Source organism: Shimia isoporae (assembly GCF_004346865.1).
GTDB lineage: Bacteria > Pseudomonadota > Alphaproteobacteria > Rhodobacterales > Rhodobacteraceae > Shimia > Shimia isoporae.
In genome coordinates, this window is record NZ_SMGR01000003.1 from 377,313 (window position 1) to 395,870 (window position 18,558).

Consider the following 18,558-nt stretch of genomic DNA (forward strand, 5'->3'; position numbering starts at 1 on the left):
GTAGCGGCGCAATCGCACATGGACAATCCCGAACCGTCCCCCATATTGGCCCCATGAGCTTTGACACCGATATCCTCATCGCCGGAGGCGGTCTTAACGGACCCGCCCTTGCCCTCGCCCTGTCCCGCGCGGGCTTCACCGTGACTGTGGTCGACGCGCGCCCGGCCACGACGCGGGCGAGCGACAATTTTGATGGCCGAGGCTACGCGCTGGCCCTGGCGTCCAAGAGGCTTCTGGACAAAATTGGCATCTGGGATGGGGTCGCGGCCAACGCTCAACCGATGCTGGATATCAAAGTGTCCGATGGCCGAGCGGGTGAAGGCCCCTCACCATTCTTTCTGCATTTTGATCACACCGAGCTTGAAGAAGGCCCCATGGGCTACATGCTCGAAGACCGCTTTCTTTACCGGGCCTTCCTTGCTGCAATGGAGGCCGACGAGGCGATCACTTTGGTGCCCGAAACCGGTGTCACGGACCAATCCGTCGATGCGACAGGCGTAACAGCGACACTGTCTGACGGCACAACCCGACGCGCACGTCTATTGGTTGGCTGCGATGGTCGCCAGTCCGGTGTGGCCCAGCGCGCAGGAATAAGGCGTACTGGCTGGGGCTACGGTCAAACCGCACTGGTCTGCGCAATTGCGCATGAGAAGCCCCACGATGGCGTGGCGCACCAGTTTTTCATGCCCCCCGGCCCGCTTGCGATCCTGCCATTGCCCGGCAACATGTCATCAATCGTCTGGTCTGAAACCGAGGAAAACGCAAAGCGGATAAACGCGCTCGGCGACGAGGACTATCTCGCAGTTCTCCGTCCCCGTTTCGGCGACTTCCTCGGCGAAATATCTCTGGCCGGGGCGCGTTTCACTTACCCGCTTGGCCTTACCGTGGCGAACGATTTCGTGGCTGACCGCGTGGCGCTGGTTGGTGACGCTGCGCACGGCATGCATCCGATTGCCGGACAGGGGCTCAACGCTGGCCTGCGCGACGTGGCCGCGCTCACCCAAATTCTCACCGAAGCCAAATCTCGCGGCGAGGATATTTCCGCCATTCAGGTTCTTGAGCGCTATCAGGAGTGGCGCCGCTTTGACACACAAGCCCTCGTTGCCGCCACAGATCTCACCAACAAACTGTTTTCCAACGACAATCCGCTACTCCGCGCCGGCCGCGACATTGGCATGGGGCTGATCGGCCGCGTTCCCGCCCTACGCCGTACTTTTATGCGGGAGGCCGCAGGGCTCACAGGCGAACTGCCTGACCTCATGCGATAACGCGTAGTTTTCCGGCAACGCGCGTTTTCAACTTTGATTGGGTTGTTTGCTCAGACGAGCGCCCGAGTCCTAGTCCAGAGTACGCGCCTCATCCACAAGCATAACCGGAATACCGTTCCGGATCGGAAACGCCAATCCAGCACCGCGAGACACAAGTTCCTGTCTCTCTGCGTCGTATTCAAGCGTAGCCCGCGTTTCGGGGCACACCAGCGCTTCCAGCATCCGCCGGTCAAACCCTGGCTCAGACGTTTTCTCAGTCATTGTATCAAGTCCTCTCCGCCGCCACCGCGCATCGCGAATTCCAACAGCGTGACCAAAGTTTCCCGCCGTGTTCTCAGGCTCGGTGCCTCAAGCAAGGCCTGCTTGTCTTCAGCCCCGAAGTCCAGCAGCATCGACAGCGAATTGATCAGCAGCTCGTCGTCGGCATCCTTGAGCGTTTCCCAGTCCGTCTGCAACTCCAACTGCTCGAAATACCGCTTCAAAAGTGACAAAAATGCAGGCCGCTGAAATGCTTCGTCGTGTTCGGTTGATCCCAGATCACGATCAAACCCGACCCAGTCGACGTTGCATCGCCGATATGGCGTGAACCCGTCCACCTCGGCCTGAATGCGAAACCGCGACACTCCTGTCAGCGTGATCAGGTAACGGTTGTCTTCTGTTTCGGTAAACTGGGTAATCCTGCCAGCACAGCCGATCGTCTGAAGTCCCGGGCCTTCCCTGCCAGGCACTTCATTTGGCTGCACCATACCGATCATGCGCTCCGGCGTTTTGAGCACGTCATCCAACATCGCAAGATATCGAGGTTCAAAAATGTGCAGAGGAAGACGCGACCGCGGCAACAAAAGCGCCCCCGGAAGAGGGAATACCGCGATCGTGTCAGGAAGATCAGCCGCCTTGATCATACGTGCAGCCTACTCCGGTTTTGTCGATCAGGCAAAGATCAACGAACTCAACTTACGGCGACCGTTCAGAACCACGGGATCATTGGCTGGCAGAGCATCAAAAATAGTGAAAAGCTGCGTCTTCGCCGCACCATCGTTCCACTCGCGATCCCGTCGGAACAACTCGAGCAGTTCGTCGACCGCCGCCTCAACCTCTCCAGCGCCATGCAGCGCCTGCGCCAGATCAAGCCGCGCCTGGTGATTGCCCGCATCTGCCGCAACTGCCGCCCGCAATTCCGCAACCGGTCCCGCGTTTTCAGCCTGCCGCGCCAAAGCCAACTGAGCGTGTGCCGCTTCTACTTCAGGCGCATCTGCAAAGGCTGCAGGCGCTCCATTCAGAACAGCCTCTGCCTGATCCAGAGCTCCCAGAGCAATGTTGGCGCGTGCCAGCCCTGCAAATGCAGCAACACTCTCGGTGTCCTGCTCAAGAATGGCGGCAAAGGTTTCCGCCGCGTCTTGGGCTGCTCCGGCTTCTAGCATCTCCTCAGCCGCGGCGAGGGCGTCCGCAAGACCGCCATCTGGCACCTCACCACCTCCCGCTTCGACAACTTTGGCAACAAATGCATCAATCTCGCTCTGCGGCAGTGCGCCTTGGAAACCATCGATCGGCTGACCTTGGAAAAATGCATAAACCGTAGGGATCGACTGCACGCGCATCTGACCGGCAATAGCCTGATTTTCATCAACGTTGATCTTCGCCATCTTCACCGCGCCGCCAGCCGCGGTAACCGCCGCCTCAAGCGCCGGACCAAGCGTTTTGCACGGTCCGCACCACGGCGCCCAGAAATCCACGATCACCGGCACAGTCATAGACGCGTCCACCACGTCGGCCATGAAAGTTGCCTCAGAGACGTCTTTGATCAGATCGCCATTGGCCGGCGCTGCGGCACCGTTGCCTTGTCCAAGTTCAAGCATTGGAGTCATCCTTTATATGCGTTGGCCTCTATATGAGCCTCCGCGCCGGAAAATCAAAGGTCAAAGGTGAGGCAATCTGGCAACCGATGCCAGTCAAACCCCATTAGAAGTGGTCAAACGGTAGACCAAAGGGTTCGCCATTGAAGGTATGCGTACAGCACGGGCATGTCGGCCGCATATCTGCGCTTCTGAGATCCGGGTCGACTTTGCACAACAGACCGTCCTCCGTCACAAAGAGACCGCTGTGGTAACTGGACTCTCCGGTCCTTACTACACCCTTTCGATCGACCTCGCTGCGCGCGACCAGCCACCAAATCGCCTCGTCGTTGGGCAGTCGCGAAACAGCCTCGGAATAAACCCCATCCCAAGGCTGACCCACTTTTGACAGCAAAAATTTGTACAGCGGTGTGAAATCCAGGCCATGCCGCAACCCCTGTCGCATCCCCCTCCGCTTTTTGTCTTCATGCTTTTTGCGCTCGGCAATCCGCAAACATCCGTGCCGAACACCGTGGGTACGGGTGTTCACTTTGCGATAAAGTGGGGATTTGCGACCGCGCGCGGCCATTACAGATCAAACGTTGCGAATACCGGCGCATGATCGCTCGGTTTTTCCCAACCGCGCGCATCCCGCAGAACGCGGCTGCCATGTGCAGCGGCCGAAATGTCTCCCGTTGCCCAGACGTGATCCAGCCGCCGTCCCTTGTCTGCCGCGTCCCAATCGCGCGCACGGTAGCTCCACCAACTGTACAGTTTGCCATCCGGAATATCCTGACGAGTGACATCCACCCACCCACCGGCGTCCTGCGTCTCCGCCAAGTGTTCCACCTCGATCGGCGTGTGACTCACAATCTTCAGAAGCTTCTTGTGGTCCCAGACATCGTCTTCGCGGGGCGCAATGTTCAAATCGCCCACCAACACCGATTTCTGCGGCGTCTCTTTGTGGAACCAATCGCGCATGCCAGTTAGGTAATCGAGCTTCTGTCCGAACTTCTCGTTCTTTTCCCGATCTGGAACATCCCCGCCGGCCGGCACATAAAAGTTGTGGATGGTGACCCCGTTTTCCAGCTTGCCCGCTATATGCCGCGCATGCCCCAGATCAGCGAAATCCTCGCTGCCTGCTTCTTCCATCGGTATCTTCGACAAGATCGCGACGCCGTTGTAACCCTTCTGTCCCCGCGCCACCATATGCGTATAGCCAAGCGCCGCAAAACCCTCCAAAGGGATCTTTTCAACGGGGCTTTTACACTCCTGAAGGCACAACACGTCCGGCGCTTCCTCCTCCATCAGCTTCAGCACAATCGGCTCCCGCAGCCGCACCGAATTGATGTTCCAGGTAGCAAGAGTAAAGGACATGGCAGGGTCTCCGGATCAAAACTGTCGGCGCACCCTACCCCCGTGATTGCAACGTTGCCAACGCCATTTCCTGCGCATTCCAACGGCCCGACAAAAAAAGGGCCCGAGCCGAAACCCGGGCCAGTCCAACAGGGAGGTATATGCCTTAACCCGGACATATGCGGGATCTCTTCCTTGCCCACCTTAAAGATGCGGCGCAGATGTTTCTTTGATCGAGGTCAAGAAACTGTTTCCCCTGCCCAACAAAAAAAAGGACCCGAGCCAAAGCCCGGGTCAGTCCAACAGGGAGGTCATGTCATAACCCGGACATGGCGGGAGTTCTCATGACTCTGATATAGGTAGAGTGTTGCTGAATTCCTTCCTCATCGCCGCCAATTCTTGAGAATTTGAGACAATTTGGCGGAATTCTGCCGTTTCACGCTACCAATCTGTACCCACCGCTTTCTGTCACAAGCAGGCGGGCGTTGCTGGGATCGGGCTCGATCTTCTGACGCAGGCGATAAATGTGGGTTTCCAGCGTGTGCGTCGTCACACCCGCGTTATAGCCCCAAACTTCATGCAGCAGAACATCTCGAGCGACCACGCCATCCGTCGAGCGGTAGAGATACTTGAGAATGTTGGTCTCTTTCTCTGTCAGACGGATTTTGCGTTCATCCTCGGTAATCAGCATCTTCATCGCAGGTTTGAACGTGTATGGGCCAAGCACGAATACTGCGTCTTCGGACTGTTCGTGTTGCCGCAGCTGGGCGCGGATCCGCGCCAGAAGCACCGGAAACTTGAACGGTTTTGTCACATAATCATTCGCGCCGCTGTCCAAACCCAGAATGGTGTCCGCGTCACTGTCGTGTCCAGTAAGCATCAGGATCGGGCTCTTCACGCCCTGCTTTCGCATCAGGCGGCACAACTCGCGCCCGTCCGTGTCCGGCAAACCAACGTCCAGAATAATAATATCGTAAAGACCTTCCTTGACGCGGCTCATGGCCTCGGCCCCATTGCCAGCCTCGAACACGTCAAAATCCTCGGTCATCACAAGTTGCTCGGAGAGCGCCTCGCGCAGGTCTTCGTCGTCGTCGACCAGCAGGATTTTCTTCAACTGTGCCATCCGTGTCCTCCACGTATCACTAGGTGTTAACTTCTGTTCACGACATGGATACGTAAGAAACCCCCAACAAGATTTACTGCAATCCCCTCACGCCCTCGTGTTTCTGCAGCGTCAAATGTTTCATATTGCTGCAAAGGGGGCTACAGGTATGGCTCCAACCGCGAGGGGACCATGAGTTTTTCGCCCGACATCATAGAACGTATTGCCCGCGCCCGCGCCGATTTGCGCATGGGGGTCCCGATCGTCATGACCGGCGGCGGCAAGGCTGTTCTGATTATGTCAGCCGAAACCCTGGATCGCGACCGCCTTGCGGACTTGCGCAACTTGGGAGGAGTTCCGCACCTGGTCGTCACCGGCCGACGCGCCGAAACACTTAAGGCCCGCGCCTATGACGGCGACATTGCACGTGTGCGCCTGCCTGCCGACGCCGACCTAAAATGGCTGCGCAGTATTGCCGATCCCGCTGACGACCTGATGAGCCCGATGAAAGGTCCTCTGGCAACAGAACGTGAGGGGAATGCGGACTTGCATCGTGCCGCAATAAAGCTGGTGAAATCTGCTCAGCTGTTGCCCGCCGCCCTTGCCCTCACACTGGAAAACGCCGCAACCTTCGCTCTGGATCACGGATTAACAGTTATTCCGGCCGATCTGGCCGCGCCGCATCTGACTTCGACCAGCCCCCTGCATCCGGTGGTTCACGCGCGCTTGCCGATCCGCGCAGCCGACGCTGGGCGCCTGCACATTTTCCGCCCCGAAGACGGTGGAGAAGAACACTATGCAATCGAAATAGGACGCCCTCCTCGCGACAAACCGGTTTTGGCACGCCTGCATTCAGCCTGTTTCACAGGCGACGTTCTTGGCTCTCTGAAATGCGACTGCGGTCCACAACTCAATGCCGCTTTGATGCAAATGGGCACCGAGGGCGAAGGCGTTTTGCTTTATCTCAATCAAGAAGGCCGCGGCATCGGCCTCGCCAACAAAATGCGCGCCTACTCGCTTCAGGATCAGGGATTTGACACGGTAGAAGCCAATCATCGCCTTGGTTTTGAAGATGACGAACGCGACTTCCGCATCGGAGCCAAGATACTAAAAGAAATGGGTTTTTCTTCGGTACGTCTTTTGACAAACAACCCGCGCAAGATCGAGATGATGGAAGCCACAGGCATATCCGTTGCCGAACGTGTGGCGCTCAAAGTTGGCGAAAACGCTTATAACAGCGCCTACCTCGCGACCAAGGCCAGCAAATCGGGCCACATGCTGTGACCCCGTTTGACCTCGTTCTGACCAATCGGGGTGTGCGGTTTATGGGGCGTTATTTCCCCTGTTCCGTTGGCAAGGGCGGCATCCGAAGCGACAAGCGGGAAGGCGACGGCGCAACTCCGCGCGGGCTCCATTCTATCACGGGGCTCCTTTATCGGGCGGATCGCATGTCACAGCCTGCGCCTTGGGCTCAACCGATTGGCAAGGACGATCTCTGGTCTGATGCCAGCGGCGACGCTCAATATAATCAACAGGTCCATGCGCCCTACGCGCACAGCCATGAGAAACTTCGGCGCGCCGATCCTCTGTACGATTTGGTTCTGCTGACCGACTGGAACTGGCCTCGCGCAGAGGTTGGGAAGGGTTCCGCCATATTTCTACACACGTGGCGTCGACGTGGATTTCCAACAGAAGGCTGTATCGCCTTCCGCCGGGACCACATGCATTTCATCGCGCGAAATGCGGTGCCTGGTACGCGCGTTATCGTGCCATGACCCCGGTCACTCAGGGTAGTCGCGGCGCGCCTTGGCATTTCCGCTCATTCGATTGCCAGCACGTGCGGTCACCTTCCATTCGTACGTATTGACACCATTGACCGGACAGGGCCCACGGTAGTTGAAGGTGCCCGCCGGAATGCGACCGTCCGCGGGCACCGGCAAACGCTTGCTGGCACCGCGATTGGCGGCCGGTACATTCAGGTTCTTGAAATAGAATTGCACAGTCGTCGTGCCAGCGGGAATATCCGTCAATATGAACTCGGGGTTGGGCACCGATTTGGGGTTGCCATTGTTGCAGGCAGGGATGTTGCCCCATCCGTCAAACCGCAGGGAAAACTCTGCCGAAGCTGCACCTGCGCTCAAGCAAAGCGACAAAAGCAAAATAGGAAAACGCATCGTGAAACTCCTGAACCAAATCATTTGGACTCACTGTTGCACGGCCTTGTGGTTCAGGCACAATCACGTTTGCGTCGGGCGCTCTCCGAAAATTGCCGAACCCACCCGAACGTGCGTCGCGCCCAACGCCACCGCCCGCTCAAAGTCGCCGCTCATGCCCATACTCAGCCCGCTAAGCCCGTTCCGCGCTGCCAGTTTCGCAAGCAATGCAAAATGCAATGATGGTTCTTCTTCGATCGGCGGGATGCACATTAAGCCCACGATTGGCAGATCCATGTCCCGACACTCGGTCACAAATCTGTCCACATCATCCAACAGGACCCCTGCTTTTTGCGGTTCCTCGCCGGTGTTTACCTGTATGAACAGATCAGGACATCCACCTGTCTCCTGCGCCAGTCGTGCCACGGTGTTTGCTAGTTTTGGTCGGTCCAGAGAATGGATCACGTCAAAAAGCCCTATTGCCTGACGCGCTTTGTTTGTTTGCAACGGCCCAAGCAGATGCACAGCCACATCACCAAATTGCTCTTTGAAACCCGGCCATTTTCCAGCCGCTTCCTGCACCTGGTTCTCGCCAAACACCCGATGTCCCGCTTCAAGCACTTCAGCAACGCGGGCGTCAGGCTGGCGTTTGGACACCGCAATCAACTGGGTTTCTCCCACCGTGCGTCCGGCAAGTTCCTCAGCTTTGTGGATTCGGGCGGTGATTTCGCTCAGCGACAAGGCGGCCTCCAACGTCGGGTTGATCGTGTCGGCGCAAAGAACACCAAACCACCACAAAAGAAAAGGGGCAGCGCCGTTGCGCCGCCCCTCGTTGCTCAAACGACAGGGTCGCTTAGAACTTGAACCGAACACCAAGGTCAGCCTGGTTTTCGCCGTTTTCGTCAGAGACAACACCACCAACAAGACGTGCGCCGCCAAGGCCATGATTGAAGCCTACGCCCCAGAGGGTTTCGGTCGCGGAGTCATCTTCCGCAACAAAGGCGGTAAGCATAGTATCGGACCCAACTTGTGCTGTTCCGCTCAGACGCCACTTGGAGGTGCCGTCGTTGTCCGCGTAACCCGCGCCAATGCCGTAGTTCCCGAAGGTCGCTCCCGCGGTGACAATGACCTTGTCGTCGATCGCCACTTCGCCGGATTGCACGCCGCCAGAGACAAACCAGTTGGATTGCTCGTAAGCCGCAAACAACGCTGTGCGGCCGCTGACCGGACTATGAGACAAATGTGTCGAGAAACCGTTGGCCGAGTATTTCACTTCGGCACCGTTCGCACCGCCACCGGCAGAGCTGAACGAGTCCCAGTTGTCATCGGTACGCGCTGTCTTACCAACCGCGTTCAAATCGCCCAGAGCGGTCAGACCAACTTCACCGTCATAAAGGCCGGGCATTTCCTCGATGGCACCTTCGATGTTGCCAACTGCAAATTCGACGCCATTCGCCCGCAGACCAACACGAGGCGCGGACACACCGGAAGAAGACGTTGCGCCGTTGCCTTCGTTTTCGCCACGAATACGAACGCGGGCAAAGAACTCGATGCCGGAGTCGGTTTCAGTTGCGGCGTCGATGTTCAGGGTGAAACGGTTGTGAATACCCAGCTTGTCATCAGAGCCCGTCAGCGACGAGTCATAGATGGCACCGAAGCGGGCGGAGCCGGAGAAGGTGATATCCGCAGCCGCAGCACCAGCGGTGAGGATCAGCGCGGAAGACGCGAGGAGAACGTTTTTCATGACACTTCCTATGAAGGTTTGGATGGGAGGAGCGCCCCGTTTTCGGGATCTCATCTCCCCCTTGATCCTTCACAGCTTCGTGTTCAACGGCGAAAATCACACGTCGGCTGAGTGAGTGTTTTGATCGGCGGAATGTTGAACAAGAGGTTAGCGAGAAGTTGCCCAATCCTCGAAAATTGGATGTAAATTCAGAGATTTCCGGACATTTTTAGAAACAATTTGAGCTTTATTGATCGGATCGACCGACACCCGAGTGGCGGCGGTTCTCAGCCTCAGGCGCGATTCCCAATCCTCATTTGCGCTCGCAACAAAAAAGGCAGGGCCAACGCCCTGCCTTCAATTCTCGTGCTATCCGTCGGATCAGAAGGAGAAGCGAACACCCAGATCAGCTTGGTTTTCGCCATCCTGGTCGCCTACGACACCACCGGCAAGAACCGCACCGCCGAGGGAGTGGGTGAAGCCCAGGCCCCAAAGGGTATCAGTTGCGCTTTCGTCATCCGCAACAAACGCGGTTACACGGGTTCCGGAACCAACAGCTGCGGAACCGTTCACGCGGAACTTGGCTACACCGTCGTTGTCACCGTAGGACGCGCCAACACCAAAGTTACCGAAAGAACCGCCTGCCGTCAGAACCCATTTGTCGTCGGTGTTGAGACCGGCGTCCTGATAGGCTGCCGCCACAGTCCAGTCGCCAAAGTTGTAAGACGCGTTCACCGCTGTGCGATCCGTAACCGGGCTGTAGGACAAGTGCGCACCGAATGCTCCGGTCGAAAAGAGCACTTCAGCACCGTTTACGCCGCCGCCAGCAGAGCTGAAGCTGTCCCAGTTGCCGCCATTCTGATCGGTGATCGCAACAACGTTGAGGTCACCAAGTCCGGTCAGGCCAACCGCGCCATCATACAGACCGGGGGTCTCTTCCAAGGCACCTGTGATGTTGCCGACTGCAACGGTCACACCGTTGATGGACATGCCGACGCGTGGCGCGGAAACGCCGGAAGCTGAGGTCGTACCTGTACCGGTGTTGCCACCACGAACTCGTACACGGGCAAAGAACTCGATACCGGAGTCAGTTTCGGTAACGCCGTCGATGTTCAATGTAAAACGGTTGTGGATGGCCAGTTCATCAGCCGCAGTCGGGGTAGAGTCATACATCACACCGAAACGGGCAGAACCGGAGAAGTTGATTTCCGCAGCGGCCACACCAGCGGAAAGAAGAAGCGCCGAGGAGGCGAGGAGAACGTTTTTCATAACACTTCCTATGAGTTGGTTAGCGCGCTGTGAGACCCTTGTTTCCGGGTGCGCGCGAGCCCTCTTTTGCAGCGATTTTTTTTGCCTACAAGGCGCTTTCCGCTCTTGAAATTTCAGCAGCCTGACCGTCGGCGATTTTTTGATCAAACCATAAGCGGAAAGCCGCCAAATGTCGGGGTTTAGCTTTAAAAATCATAATGTTATGTGAAGATTTTCTAAGCAATTTGTTGCTTATTTTTGACAGCGTGGTGGCTGTCGCGCTGAGTGTCCACCCCGTGGATCTTCTGGGAATCAAGTTCGAAAACTAGCGCAAAAGAAAAGAGGCGGAACCGAAGTTCCGCCTCTCTCTATTAGGTGTCTCTTCTTCCGAATTAGAAGGAGAAACGAACACCCAGGTCGGCTTGGTTTTCGCCACCTTCGTCGCCAACTACACCGCCGGCCAGAACTGCGCCGCCGAGGGAGTGGGTGAAGCCCAGACCCCAGGTGGTGTCGTATTTGATTGCGCCGTCTTCGTCTGCAACGAATGCGGTTACAGTGGTGCCGGAACCGAAGGATGCGGAACCGTTGATGCGCCATTTCTGGGTGGTCGGGTTGTCAGCGTATGCTGCGCCAACACCGAAGTTACCGAAGGAACCACCAGCGGTCAGCAACCATGTGTCACCCGCGCCGGAGTCGTCCTGGTAACCAGCAGCAACAGTCCAGTCGCCGAAGTTGTAGGACAGGTTCAGTGCGGTACGGTCGGTGCCGGTACCGGACCAAGACAGGTGACCACCGAAGCCAGCGTTCGAGTAGATCACTTCAACACCGTTGGCGCCGCCACCTGCGGAGGAGAACGAGTCCCAACCCCAATAGCCGTCGTTCAGAGTGTTGGTCGGCAGGTTTTTCCAGCCAAGACCGGTGAGGCCAACTGCGCCGTCATACAGACCAGGTGTGCTTTCCAGCGCGCCCAGGATGTTGCCGGTTGCCAGGGTGAAGCCTGCTACGGACAGACCAACGCGAGGCGCGGAAACGCCAGAAGCGGAGGTTGTGCCGGTGCCGGTGTTGCCGCCACGAACACGTACACGAGCGAAGAACTCGATGCCGGTGTCGGTTTCAACAGAACCGTCGATGTTCAGTGTGAAACGGTTGTGGATGGCCAGTTCGTCAGCTGCGGTCGGGGTGGAGTCATAGATCACACCAAAACGTGCAGAACCACCAAAGTTGATTTCTGCTGCAGCCATGCCCGCGGTCGCGATCAGCGCGGTGGTTGCAAAGAGAACTTTTTTCATAGTTTTTCCCTCGGTTTTCCAATTCATGCGCCCAACTCAGAGAATCCCAAGCTGGGTATGGCGACACGTTTCGCTCTTTTGGGGGTCTCATTGCAAGGAAACCGGAAGCTGCCGATCCAATGCGCCACAAAATGGTGCAGACATGTCACACTCGATTTTCGCACCCTCTTCCGCCTCTCTATATAACAGGAGTCCATTGGCCTGCGCCTATGTAACCGGAACCGACTATTCATCTTGCCCAACGCGGTCTGCTTGGCTAGGACAGTATCGGAACGTTTCTAAAGGCTGTACCATGGACCTATTCCGCCGCACGGCAACGATTATTCTCCTGAGCACACTGGCTCTGACCACGGCATGCGGCAACCAGACCGCAGCCCCCACGAGCACCGCAGTAGGATCAGGATCCGGCGATAGGGATGTCACTGGTAACCCGCTCGACGGCTACAACGCATCTGACAGCAACAAGACAGAGTCTATCTGGACGCTATTCGGCCCGGACAACAGCGATGTCCAACTCAGCGTGAACAAATATCTCTGGGCGGCTTCGCTTGAGGTTCTCGGCTTCCTGCCGATCCAGACCGTGGATCCGTTTTCGGGCGTAATTTCCACCGGCTACGGTACGCCGCCGGGCGGCGGCCGCAGCTACCGTGCCACGGTCTACATCCGCGATGCGGCGCTGGACGCGCGTTCACTGAACGTGGCCATGCAAACCCGAGGCGGTCGAGCCGTTTCCGAAGGTACCGTGCGCGCCGTAGAAGACGCGATCCTGACACGCGCTCGCCAAATCCGCATCGAAGACAGCCGGTTCTGAACCCGCCAAAAGATCAAAGACGCCAAAGGCCGCTCTCGTGAGCGGCCTTTTTCTTTCTGGTATTTCAGAAACTCAAACCTTGATCGGCCCCGGTGTCTTGGCAAAAAGCTCGTCGATCCACGCAAGCTGTCGCGGCAGGCACCGGCTTTCGAGATCATAGCCCTCAATAGCCAAAGCCCGCGCTGACGCGCCCATCTGGTCCCGCAAAGCCGCATCATCAAGCACACGACTGATCTGTGCGACCATCCGCTCCCCATCAAAGAAAGGAAACAAAAGACCTGTTTCTTCGTCGGTGATCACTTCTTGTAGTGGAGCGGTGTCACTGGCGACAATCGGAGCACCAATCGACATTGCCTCGATCAGCGACCAACTGAGCACAAAAGGATATGTCAGATACACATGCGCCCGTGTGATCTGCAGCATCGACAGGAAATTGCCGTATGGCACCTTGCCAAGGAAGTGAACACGCTCCCAGTCCGGCGTCGGAATACGGCCGCGCACCTCGTCGATAAAAATCTGTTTCCACGTCTGACCCTTCGGTGGAGCAGCCCCATAGCTCACCTCGTCGCCCCCAACGATCAGAACCTGCGCATTGGGTCGCTCTTTGAGCAGCCTTGGCAAGGCGCGCATGAAAACGTGATAGCCGCGATACGGCTCAAGATTTCGGTTCACAAATGTGACCACCTCGTCATCTCGGCTAAGAACCCGTCCATCGGGCAGTTCGAATGTCGCTTCCGGATTGGGCTTCACCACATTGGTGTCGATGCCGTCATGTATGACAGAAATTATGTCCTGCCATTCTTCCGGATATGTCGCGGCCTGAAACTGCGTCGGGCTGATCCCCATATCCGCGACATCTCGGTGCATCGTGTTGTTCAAATTCTTGAGCCTTAACCGGATCGCATCCGTTTCTTTTTCGGCTTTCGGGAACTCGGGATCGAAACCGACATCGGTGTCTCGGTTGGTGTAATAGAGCTCACAATAAAGCCCGATCCGCGCCGTCGGCCACAGATCGCGCAGGAACATCGGTTCACCCCAACCGGGATGCGCGACAATCACATCCGGCGTAAAGCCTCCGTCACGCAGCTTGCGCGCGGCTGCAAAACAACTCTCCGCCCGCAGCAATTTGGTCTCGAAATCCACCAGCCAGGGGTGCAACCCCTTCGATGGTGCCCGCTTGAGCTCATAAGGCACGAGCCGCACGCCCTTCCACGTGCCGGGTTCTTTGACCCGCAACGTCAGGGAAACGACCTCGTGACCTCTTTCCACCAAAGCCGGTGCAAGATGCTTGAACTGGCCTGGAAAGTTCTGGTGGATAAAAAGGATTTTCATACTGCCTGCCCGCGAAATCACGCTGTTTTGTCAATGTATATCGCAGATTCTGGCACCCGTAAGCCCGCAACCGGTGCATTTTCATGGCTCGGCACTGGACCATAAGGCAAAGCAAGCCTATCAGATTGCCGGAACGAACGTCGCGCATCCGGCGCGGCCACCGCAGAATCGCAGATACAAGGGCACGCCAAATGTCGCGCTACACACCCGCAGAGATAGAAGCCCGCTGGCAAGACGCCTGGGCCAAGAACGAGACCTTCAAGGCCGTTCGGGACGAGTCCAAGCCGAAATACTATGTGCTGGAGATGTTTCCCTACCCGTCGGGCAAACTGCACATGGGCCACGTGCGAAACTACACCATGGGGGATGTGATCGCGCGCTACAAAATCTCCACCGGGCACAACGTACTGCATCCGATGGGCTTTGATGCGTTTGGCATGCCGGCTGAAAACGCGGCGATGGCATCTGGCGGCCACCCCAAAGACTGGACATACGCCAACATCGACACAATGGTCGAACAGATGAAGCCGCTTGGCCTCTCGCTGGACTGGTCGCGCATGTTTGCGACCTGCGACACCGACTACTACGGCCAGCAACAATCGCTTTTCCTCGATTTCCTTGAAAAGGGCCTCGTTTACCGCAAAAACGCCGTTGTGAACTGGGATCCGGTCGACATGACCGTTCTGGCCAACGAACAGGTCGAAAACGGCCGCGGCTGGCGTTCCGGCGCACTGGTGGAACGACGCGAACTCACCCAATGGTTCTTCAAGATCTCGGATTACTCCGACGAATTGCTGACCGCGCTCGACGGTCTGGACAACTGGCCCGCCAAAGTCCGCCTGATGCAGGAAAACTGGATCGGCAAATCGCGCGGTCTCGAATTCTCGTTTGAACGCACGGACGCAGGCGATCCTATCACCGTCTACACCACCCGCCCGGATACCCTCATGGGCGCGTCTTTTGTGGGCATTTCGCCGGATCATCCAATTGCCAAAGAGCTTGAGGCGCAGAATCCGGATGTCGCCGCCTTTGTTGCGGAATGCCGCAAAGGTGGCACCACCGAGGAAGCCATCGAAACCGCGGAAAAACTGGGCTACGACACCGGAATCCGCGTGAAACACCCGCTGAACCCCGACTGGGAACTGCCGGTCTGGATCGCCAACTTCATCCTGATGGACTACGGCACCGGAGCGATCTTCGCCTGCCCGGCCCATGACCAGCGCGACCTCGACTTCTGCCGCAAATACGATCTTCCAGTCATCGATACTTTCTTTGCACTTGGAGATGAAACACCAGTCGACGCCACCGCGTTTGTTCCGGGCAAGGAAGAAAAGGTAAAGTGGGTCAACCACTTCGCAGGTCTGGACGAGGCAACTGGCCAGGAAGCCATCGATACCACCATCGACTTCGCCGAAAAAGCCGGTTGGGGCAAAGGCGTCACCAACTTCCGCCTGCGTGACTGGGGTCTCTCCCGCCAGCGCTACTGGGGTTGCCCGATCCCTGTTGTGCATTGCGAAAGCTGTGGAGTCGTGCCGGAAAAGAAAGAAAACCTGCCGATCGAACTTCCCTATGACGAAGCTGGCAAGCCAATCGACTTCTCCGTACCCGGCAACCCGCTAGACCGCCACCCGACGTGGCGCGACTGCTCTTGTCCAAACTGCGGTGCTCCGGCGAAACGTGAAACCGACACGATGGACACCTTTGTGGACAGTTCGTGGTATTTCGCCCGCTTCACCGCGCCAAAGGCCGACACGCCCACCGTGGCCGAGGATGCCGCCTACTGGATGAACGTCGACCAATACATCGGTGGCATCGAGCACGCGATCCTGCACCTGCTTTATTCGCGCTTCTTTGCCCGCGCGATGCACATCTGCGGCCATCTGCCCGAAAGTGCCAAGGAGCCGTTTGACGCGCTCTTCACCCAAGGCATGGTGACCCACGCGATCTACAAGCGGGAAAACCAAAGCGGTCGCCCGACATACTACTATCCCGAACAGGTTGAACTGCGCGATGGCAAGGCGTTGCTCAAGGAAGATGGTACCGAAGTCGACATCGTACCCTCTGCCAAAATGTCCAAGTCCAAGAACAACGTGGTGGACCCCGTCGACATCATCACCAGCTTCGGCGCTGACACGGCCCGCTGGTTTGTGTTGTCAGACAGCCCGCCCGAGCGGGATGTGGAGTGGACTGCCTCCGGAGCAGAAGCAGCCTACAAGCACCTTACCCGCGTCTGGAACCTTTGCGACAAGATTGGCGAGATGGACGACGGCGCCCAAGGTCAGGGCGACGAAGAACTGCTGCGTGAAATGCACAAGGCAATCCGCGATGTAACGCTGGGTGTGGAAAGCTTCGGTTTCAACGCCTCGATTGCAAAGCTCTATGCTTTCACAAACACCATTGCGAAATCCAAGGCTGGCAAAGCTGCAAAACGCGAAGCCATCATGACGTTGGCCCAGCTCATGGCCCCGATGACACCGCACCTCGCGGAAGACATCTGGTCCCATCAGGGCGGCGAAGGCCTGATCATCAACGCGCCTTGGCCAGTTGCCGATGACGCCATGCTGGTCGAAGCAAATGTCACCATGCCAATTCAGGTAAACGGCAAGCGTCGCGGCGAAATCACCGTCGCCAAAGACATGCCAAAGGAAGAGGTTGAAAAACTGGTTCTGGCGCACGAAGCTGTCACCAGCCGGCTGGAAGGGGCCCAGCCCAAGAAACTCATTGTTGTCCCCGGCCGGATCGTGAATGTCGTCATCTAAATCGTTTCCCGTTAGCACTGAGATCATGCATCGGTTTTCTGCGTCAAAGCCTGTGGCCGTTGACGACGACAACCGATCCCGTTCAAACGGAAAAACGATGAACCGCCGGGGCTTTCTCCTGCTCGCCGCAGCCGGCGCACCCGCGCTGGCAGGCTGCGGATTTGAACCCGTTTACGGGACATCGGGAGCCGCAGACGGTCTGTTGGGGCAGGTGGTCATGGATGCGCCCGCCAACAACAACGCGAGCTACTTGCTGGTTCGCGAATTGGAAGACCGCCTCGGGCGGACGTCCACCGGTGCCTACGGCCTGTCGCACTCGATAAAAACACGACGCAGAGCCGTAGGTAAGACCGTTGCACAGGTCACCTCGCGGTTCGACATCTTTGCGGAAGTCACCTACGCGCTGCGCGATTCCCAAACGAAAAAAGTTCTCACATCCGGTAAAGCCAGCAGCTTTGTGGGCTATTCCGCAAGCGGTTCGACCGTTTCTGAACTGGCTGCCGAGGAAGACGCCTACGAACGCCTGATGATTGTCATCGCCGACCGGATCGTCGCCGACCTTCAGGCCTACGCGACCAAAAACCCTCTATGAAACTATCTGCGCGCGACGCCAACCGCTACTTCGGCAAGCCCGACCCGGACAAGACCGGCATTCTGATCTACGGGCCGGACGCCATGCGCGTCGCCCTCAAAAGACAGGAACTAGTCGCAGCCCTGATCGGACCTCAGGGTGAAGAGGAGATGCGCCTGACACGCATCCCCGGCGCCGAACTGCGCAAGGACAAGGCACGACTTCTGGACGCGACCAAAGAAATCAGCTTCTTTCCCGGCCCGCGCGTCGCCTTTGTCGAGGATGCCAACGACAACGCCGCACCTGCCATTCTCGCCGCCCTCGAAGACTGGGCACCGGGTGACGCACAGATCGTCGTCACCGCCGGCCAACTCAAAGCCAGCTCAAAGATCCGCAAGGCTTTCGAGGGTCACGCGAACGCATACGCCGTGGGAATTTACAACGATCCCCCAAGTCGTGAGGAGATTGAAGGCGAACTCAACGCCGCAGGCCTGAGAAATGTGGATCATGAGGCGATGACGGATCTCTTCAACCTGTCGCGCGAACTCGATCCTGGCGACTTCCGCCAAACCGTTGAAAAACTGGCGCTCTACAAACTCAACGACGACCTGCCGGTCACCTCCGACGACGTCGCAGCTTGTGCGCCGGTGTCTACCGAAGCCGCGTTGGATGACGTGCTGAACATCGTTGCCGAAGGACGCGCGCAGGAACTCGGGCCTGTGCTTCGCAAGCTGGAAGCGCAAGGCACCAATCCGGTTGCGCTTCTGATCGCCGCCACGCGACATTTCCGTGCGCTTTACACAGCTGCCTCTGATCCCGGAGGTGCCGCGCAGGGCATCGCGCGCATGCGCCCGCCGATTTTCGGGCCTCGACGCGACCGCATGTTGCGACAGGCATCTGGTTGGGGTGCCCCCAAGCTGGAACAGGCCCTCACCGGCCTGACCGACACCGATCTCCAACTTCGGTCTGCAGGCCAACGCGCCCCTGACATGGCGCTGGTTGAACGCCTGTTCCTGCGCCTATCGATGCTGGCGCGGCGTTGATCACCTGCTGCGGCTCCAGCCCACAAGTTCCGATACGCTCTTGAAATTGCTCCACACTACGGGTTTTCTGC

At 57.7% G+C, this 18,558-nt stretch carries 18 protein-coding genes; 7 read left to right on the top strand and 11 right to left on the bottom strand.

What is annotated here, in order from left to right; translation table 11 throughout:
- The first annotated feature begins 53 nt into the window (after window positions 1-53).
- On the top strand, window positions 54-1,268 hold the full coding sequence (locus BXY66_RS16180) for an FAD-dependent monooxygenase (protein WP_132861420.1): 1,215 nt from the start codon (window positions 54-56) through the stop codon (window positions 1,266-1,268).
- Window positions 1,269-1,337: 69 nt separating this feature from the next.
- On the opposite strand, the gene BXY66_RS16185 is transcribed toward BXY66_RS16180, so the two are convergent.
- The 5 genes from BXY66_RS16185 to BXY66_RS16210 all read right to left on the bottom strand — a co-directional run bounded on the left by BXY66_RS16185 (window position 1,338) and on the right by BXY66_RS16210 (window position 5,579).
- Window positions 1,338-1,529 carry a Trm112 family protein gene (locus BXY66_RS16185; protein WP_132861421.1) on the bottom strand — a complete coding sequence of 64 codons (192 nt, stop codon included), beginning with the start codon at window positions 1,527-1,529 and terminating at the stop codon, window positions 1,338-1,340.
- Window positions 1,526-2,170, bottom strand: a complete 645-nt coding sequence (locus tag BXY66_RS16190; protein WP_132861422.1) for an LON peptidase substrate-binding domain-containing protein — start codon at window positions 2,168-2,170, stop codon at window positions 1,526-1,528. Before BXY66_RS16190 ends, BXY66_RS16185 begins: the two co-directional genes overlap by 4 nt.
- Window positions 2,171-2,197: 27 nt before the next feature.
- The gene (locus BXY66_RS16195; protein ID WP_132861423.1) at window positions 2,198-3,124 is read right to left on the bottom strand and encodes a tetratricopeptide repeat protein; all 927 of its coding nucleotides are present in this window, start codon (window positions 3,122-3,124) and stop codon (window positions 2,198-2,200) included.
- 564 nt (window positions 3,125-3,688) lie between these two features.
- Window positions 3,689-4,477 carry an exodeoxyribonuclease III gene (locus tag BXY66_RS16205; protein ID WP_132861425.1) on the bottom strand — a complete coding sequence of 263 codons (789 nt, stop codon included), beginning with the start codon at window positions 4,475-4,477 and terminating at the stop codon, window positions 3,689-3,691.
- Between the two features lie 415 nt (window positions 4,478-4,892).
- Complete coding sequence (locus BXY66_RS16210) at window positions 4,893-5,579, bottom strand: response regulator transcription factor (protein ID WP_132861426.1); 687 nt, start codon at window positions 5,577-5,579, stop codon at window positions 4,893-4,895.
- Between the two features lie 171 nt (window positions 5,580-5,750).
- Here BXY66_RS16210 and ribA point away from each other — a divergent pair, with 171 nt between their 5' ends.
- A complete protein-coding gene (gene ribA, locus BXY66_RS16215; protein WP_132861427.1) occupies window positions 5,751-6,842 on the top strand; it encodes a GTP cyclohydrolase II in 1,092 nt (363 codons plus the stop codon).
- A complete protein-coding gene (locus tag BXY66_RS16220) occupies window positions 6,839-7,333 on the top strand; it encodes a L,D-transpeptidase family protein (RefSeq protein ID WP_132861428.1) in 495 nt (164 codons plus the stop codon). Before ribA ends, BXY66_RS16220 begins: the two co-directional genes overlap by 4 nt.
- A 6-nt stretch (window positions 7,334-7,339) precedes the next feature.
- On the opposite strand, the gene BXY66_RS16225 is transcribed toward BXY66_RS16220, so the two are convergent.
- The 5 genes from BXY66_RS16225 to BXY66_RS16245 form a co-directional block, all read right to left on the bottom strand.
- Window positions 7,340-7,732: a hypothetical protein gene (locus tag BXY66_RS16225; RefSeq protein WP_132861429.1), complete on the bottom strand. Its 393-nt coding sequence runs from the start codon at window positions 7,730-7,732 to the stop codon at window positions 7,340-7,342.
- Window positions 7,733-7,795: 63 nt separating this feature from the next.
- Entirely contained in the window at window positions 7,796-8,452 is a 657-nt protein-coding gene (locus BXY66_RS16230; RefSeq protein ID WP_132861430.1) for a YggS family pyridoxal phosphate-dependent enzyme, read from the bottom strand.
- 112 nt (window positions 8,453-8,564) lie between these two features.
- On the bottom strand, window positions 8,565-9,455 hold the full coding sequence (locus tag BXY66_RS16235) for a porin (RefSeq protein ID WP_165929220.1): 891 nt from the start codon (window positions 9,453-9,455) through the stop codon (window positions 8,565-8,567).
- 360 nt (window positions 9,456-9,815) lie between these two features.
- Complete coding sequence (locus BXY66_RS16240; RefSeq protein WP_132861432.1) at window positions 9,816-10,703, bottom strand: porin; 888 nt, start codon at window positions 10,701-10,703, stop codon at window positions 9,816-9,818.
- A 371-nt stretch (window positions 10,704-11,074) separates the two neighbouring features.
- Window positions 11,075-11,971 carry a porin gene (locus BXY66_RS16245; RefSeq protein WP_165929221.1) on the bottom strand — a complete coding sequence of 299 codons (897 nt, stop codon included), beginning with the start codon at window positions 11,969-11,971 and terminating at the stop codon, window positions 11,075-11,077.
- 292 nt (window positions 11,972-12,263) lie between these two features.
- Between BXY66_RS16245 and BXY66_RS16250 the strand changes: the two genes are divergently transcribed.
- Window positions 12,264-12,782: a DUF3576 domain-containing protein gene (locus BXY66_RS16250; protein ID WP_132861434.1), complete on the top strand. Its 519-nt coding sequence runs from the start codon at window positions 12,264-12,266 to the stop codon at window positions 12,780-12,782.
- Between the two features lie 72 nt (window positions 12,783-12,854).
- On the opposite strand, the gene BXY66_RS16255 is transcribed toward BXY66_RS16250, so the two are convergent.
- Entirely contained in the window at window positions 12,855-14,114 is a 1,260-nt protein-coding gene (locus BXY66_RS16255) for a glycosyltransferase family 4 protein (protein ID WP_132861435.1), read from the bottom strand.
- 191 nt (window positions 14,115-14,305) lie between these two features.
- Here BXY66_RS16255 and leuS point away from each other — a divergent pair, with 191 nt between their 5' ends.
- Genes leuS through holA form a run of 3 tightly spaced genes read left to right on the top strand, consistent with a single transcriptional unit; the run spans window position 14,306 to window position 18,487 of the window.
- Complete coding sequence (gene leuS, locus BXY66_RS16260; RefSeq protein WP_132861436.1) at window positions 14,306-16,873, top strand: leucine--tRNA ligase; 2,568 nt, start codon at window positions 14,306-14,308, stop codon at window positions 16,871-16,873.
- A gap of 25 nt (window positions 16,874-16,898) precedes the next feature.
- Window positions 16,899-17,465 carry an LPS assembly lipoprotein LptE gene (gene lptE / locus BXY66_RS16265; protein ID WP_243694406.1) on the top strand — a complete coding sequence of 189 codons (567 nt, stop codon included), beginning with the start codon at window positions 16,899-16,901 and terminating at the stop codon, window positions 17,463-17,465.
- Window positions 17,462-18,487: a DNA polymerase III subunit delta gene (gene holA, locus BXY66_RS16270; RefSeq protein ID WP_132861437.1), complete on the top strand. Its 1,026-nt coding sequence runs from the start codon at window positions 17,462-17,464 to the stop codon at window positions 18,485-18,487. The genes lptE and holA overlap by 4 nt, the downstream gene beginning before the upstream one ends.
- Window positions 18,488-18,558: the final 71 nt, after the last annotated feature.

Bases quoted from the DNA above. Each gene is read 5' to 3' on its own strand.
- BXY66_RS16180 (WP_132861420.1), top strand. From the start codon at position 54: ATGAGCTTTGACACCGATATCCTCATCGCCGGAGGCGGTCTTAACGGA.
- BXY66_RS16185 (WP_132861421.1), bottom strand. From the start codon at position 1,529: ATGACTGAGAAAACGTCTGAGCCAGGGTTTGACCGGCGGATGCTGGAA.
- BXY66_RS16190 (WP_132861422.1), bottom strand. From the start codon at position 2,170: ATGATCAAGGCGGCTGATCTTCCTGACACGATCGCGGTATTCCCTCTT.
- BXY66_RS16195 (WP_132861423.1), bottom strand. From the start codon at position 3,124: ATGCTTGAACTTGGACAAGGCAACGGTGCCGCAGCGCCGGCCAATGGC.
- BXY66_RS16205 (WP_132861425.1), bottom strand. From the start codon at position 4,477: ATGTCCTTTACTCTTGCTACCTGGAACATCAATTCGGTGCGGCTGCGG.
- BXY66_RS16210 (WP_132861426.1), bottom strand. From the start codon at position 5,579: ATGGCACAGTTGAAGAAAATCCTGCTGGTCGACGACGACGAAGACCTG.
- ribA (WP_132861427.1), top strand. From the start codon at position 5,751: ATGAGTTTTTCGCCCGACATCATAGAACGTATTGCCCGCGCCCGCGCC.
- BXY66_RS16225 (WP_132861429.1), bottom strand. From the start codon at position 7,732: ATGCGTTTTCCTATTTTGCTTTTGTCGCTTTGCTTGAGCGCAGGTGCA.
- BXY66_RS16235 (WP_165929220.1), bottom strand. From the start codon at position 9,455: ATGAAAAACGTTCTCCTCGCGTCTTCCGCGCTGATCCTCACCGCTGGT.
- BXY66_RS16240 (WP_132861432.1), bottom strand. From the start codon at position 10,703: ATGAAAAACGTTCTCCTCGCCTCCTCGGCGCTTCTTCTTTCCGCTGGT.
- BXY66_RS16245 (WP_165929221.1), bottom strand. From the start codon at position 11,971: ATGAAAAAAGTTCTCTTTGCAACCACCGCGCTGATCGCGACCGCGGGC.
- BXY66_RS16250 (WP_132861434.1), top strand. From the start codon at position 12,264: ATGGACCTATTCCGCCGCACGGCAACGATTATTCTCCTGAGCACACTG.
- BXY66_RS16255 (WP_132861435.1), bottom strand. From the start codon at position 14,114: ATGAAAATCCTTTTTATCCACCAGAACTTTCCAGGCCAGTTCAAGCAT.
- leuS (WP_132861436.1), top strand. From the start codon at position 14,306: ATGTCGCGCTACACACCCGCAGAGATAGAAGCCCGCTGGCAAGACGCC.
- lptE (WP_243694406.1), top strand. From the start codon at position 16,899: ATGCATCGGTTTTCTGCGTCAAAGCCTGTGGCCGTTGACGACGACAAC.
- holA (WP_132861437.1), top strand. From the start codon at position 17,462: ATGAAACTATCTGCGCGCGACGCCAACCGCTACTTCGGCAAGCCCGAC.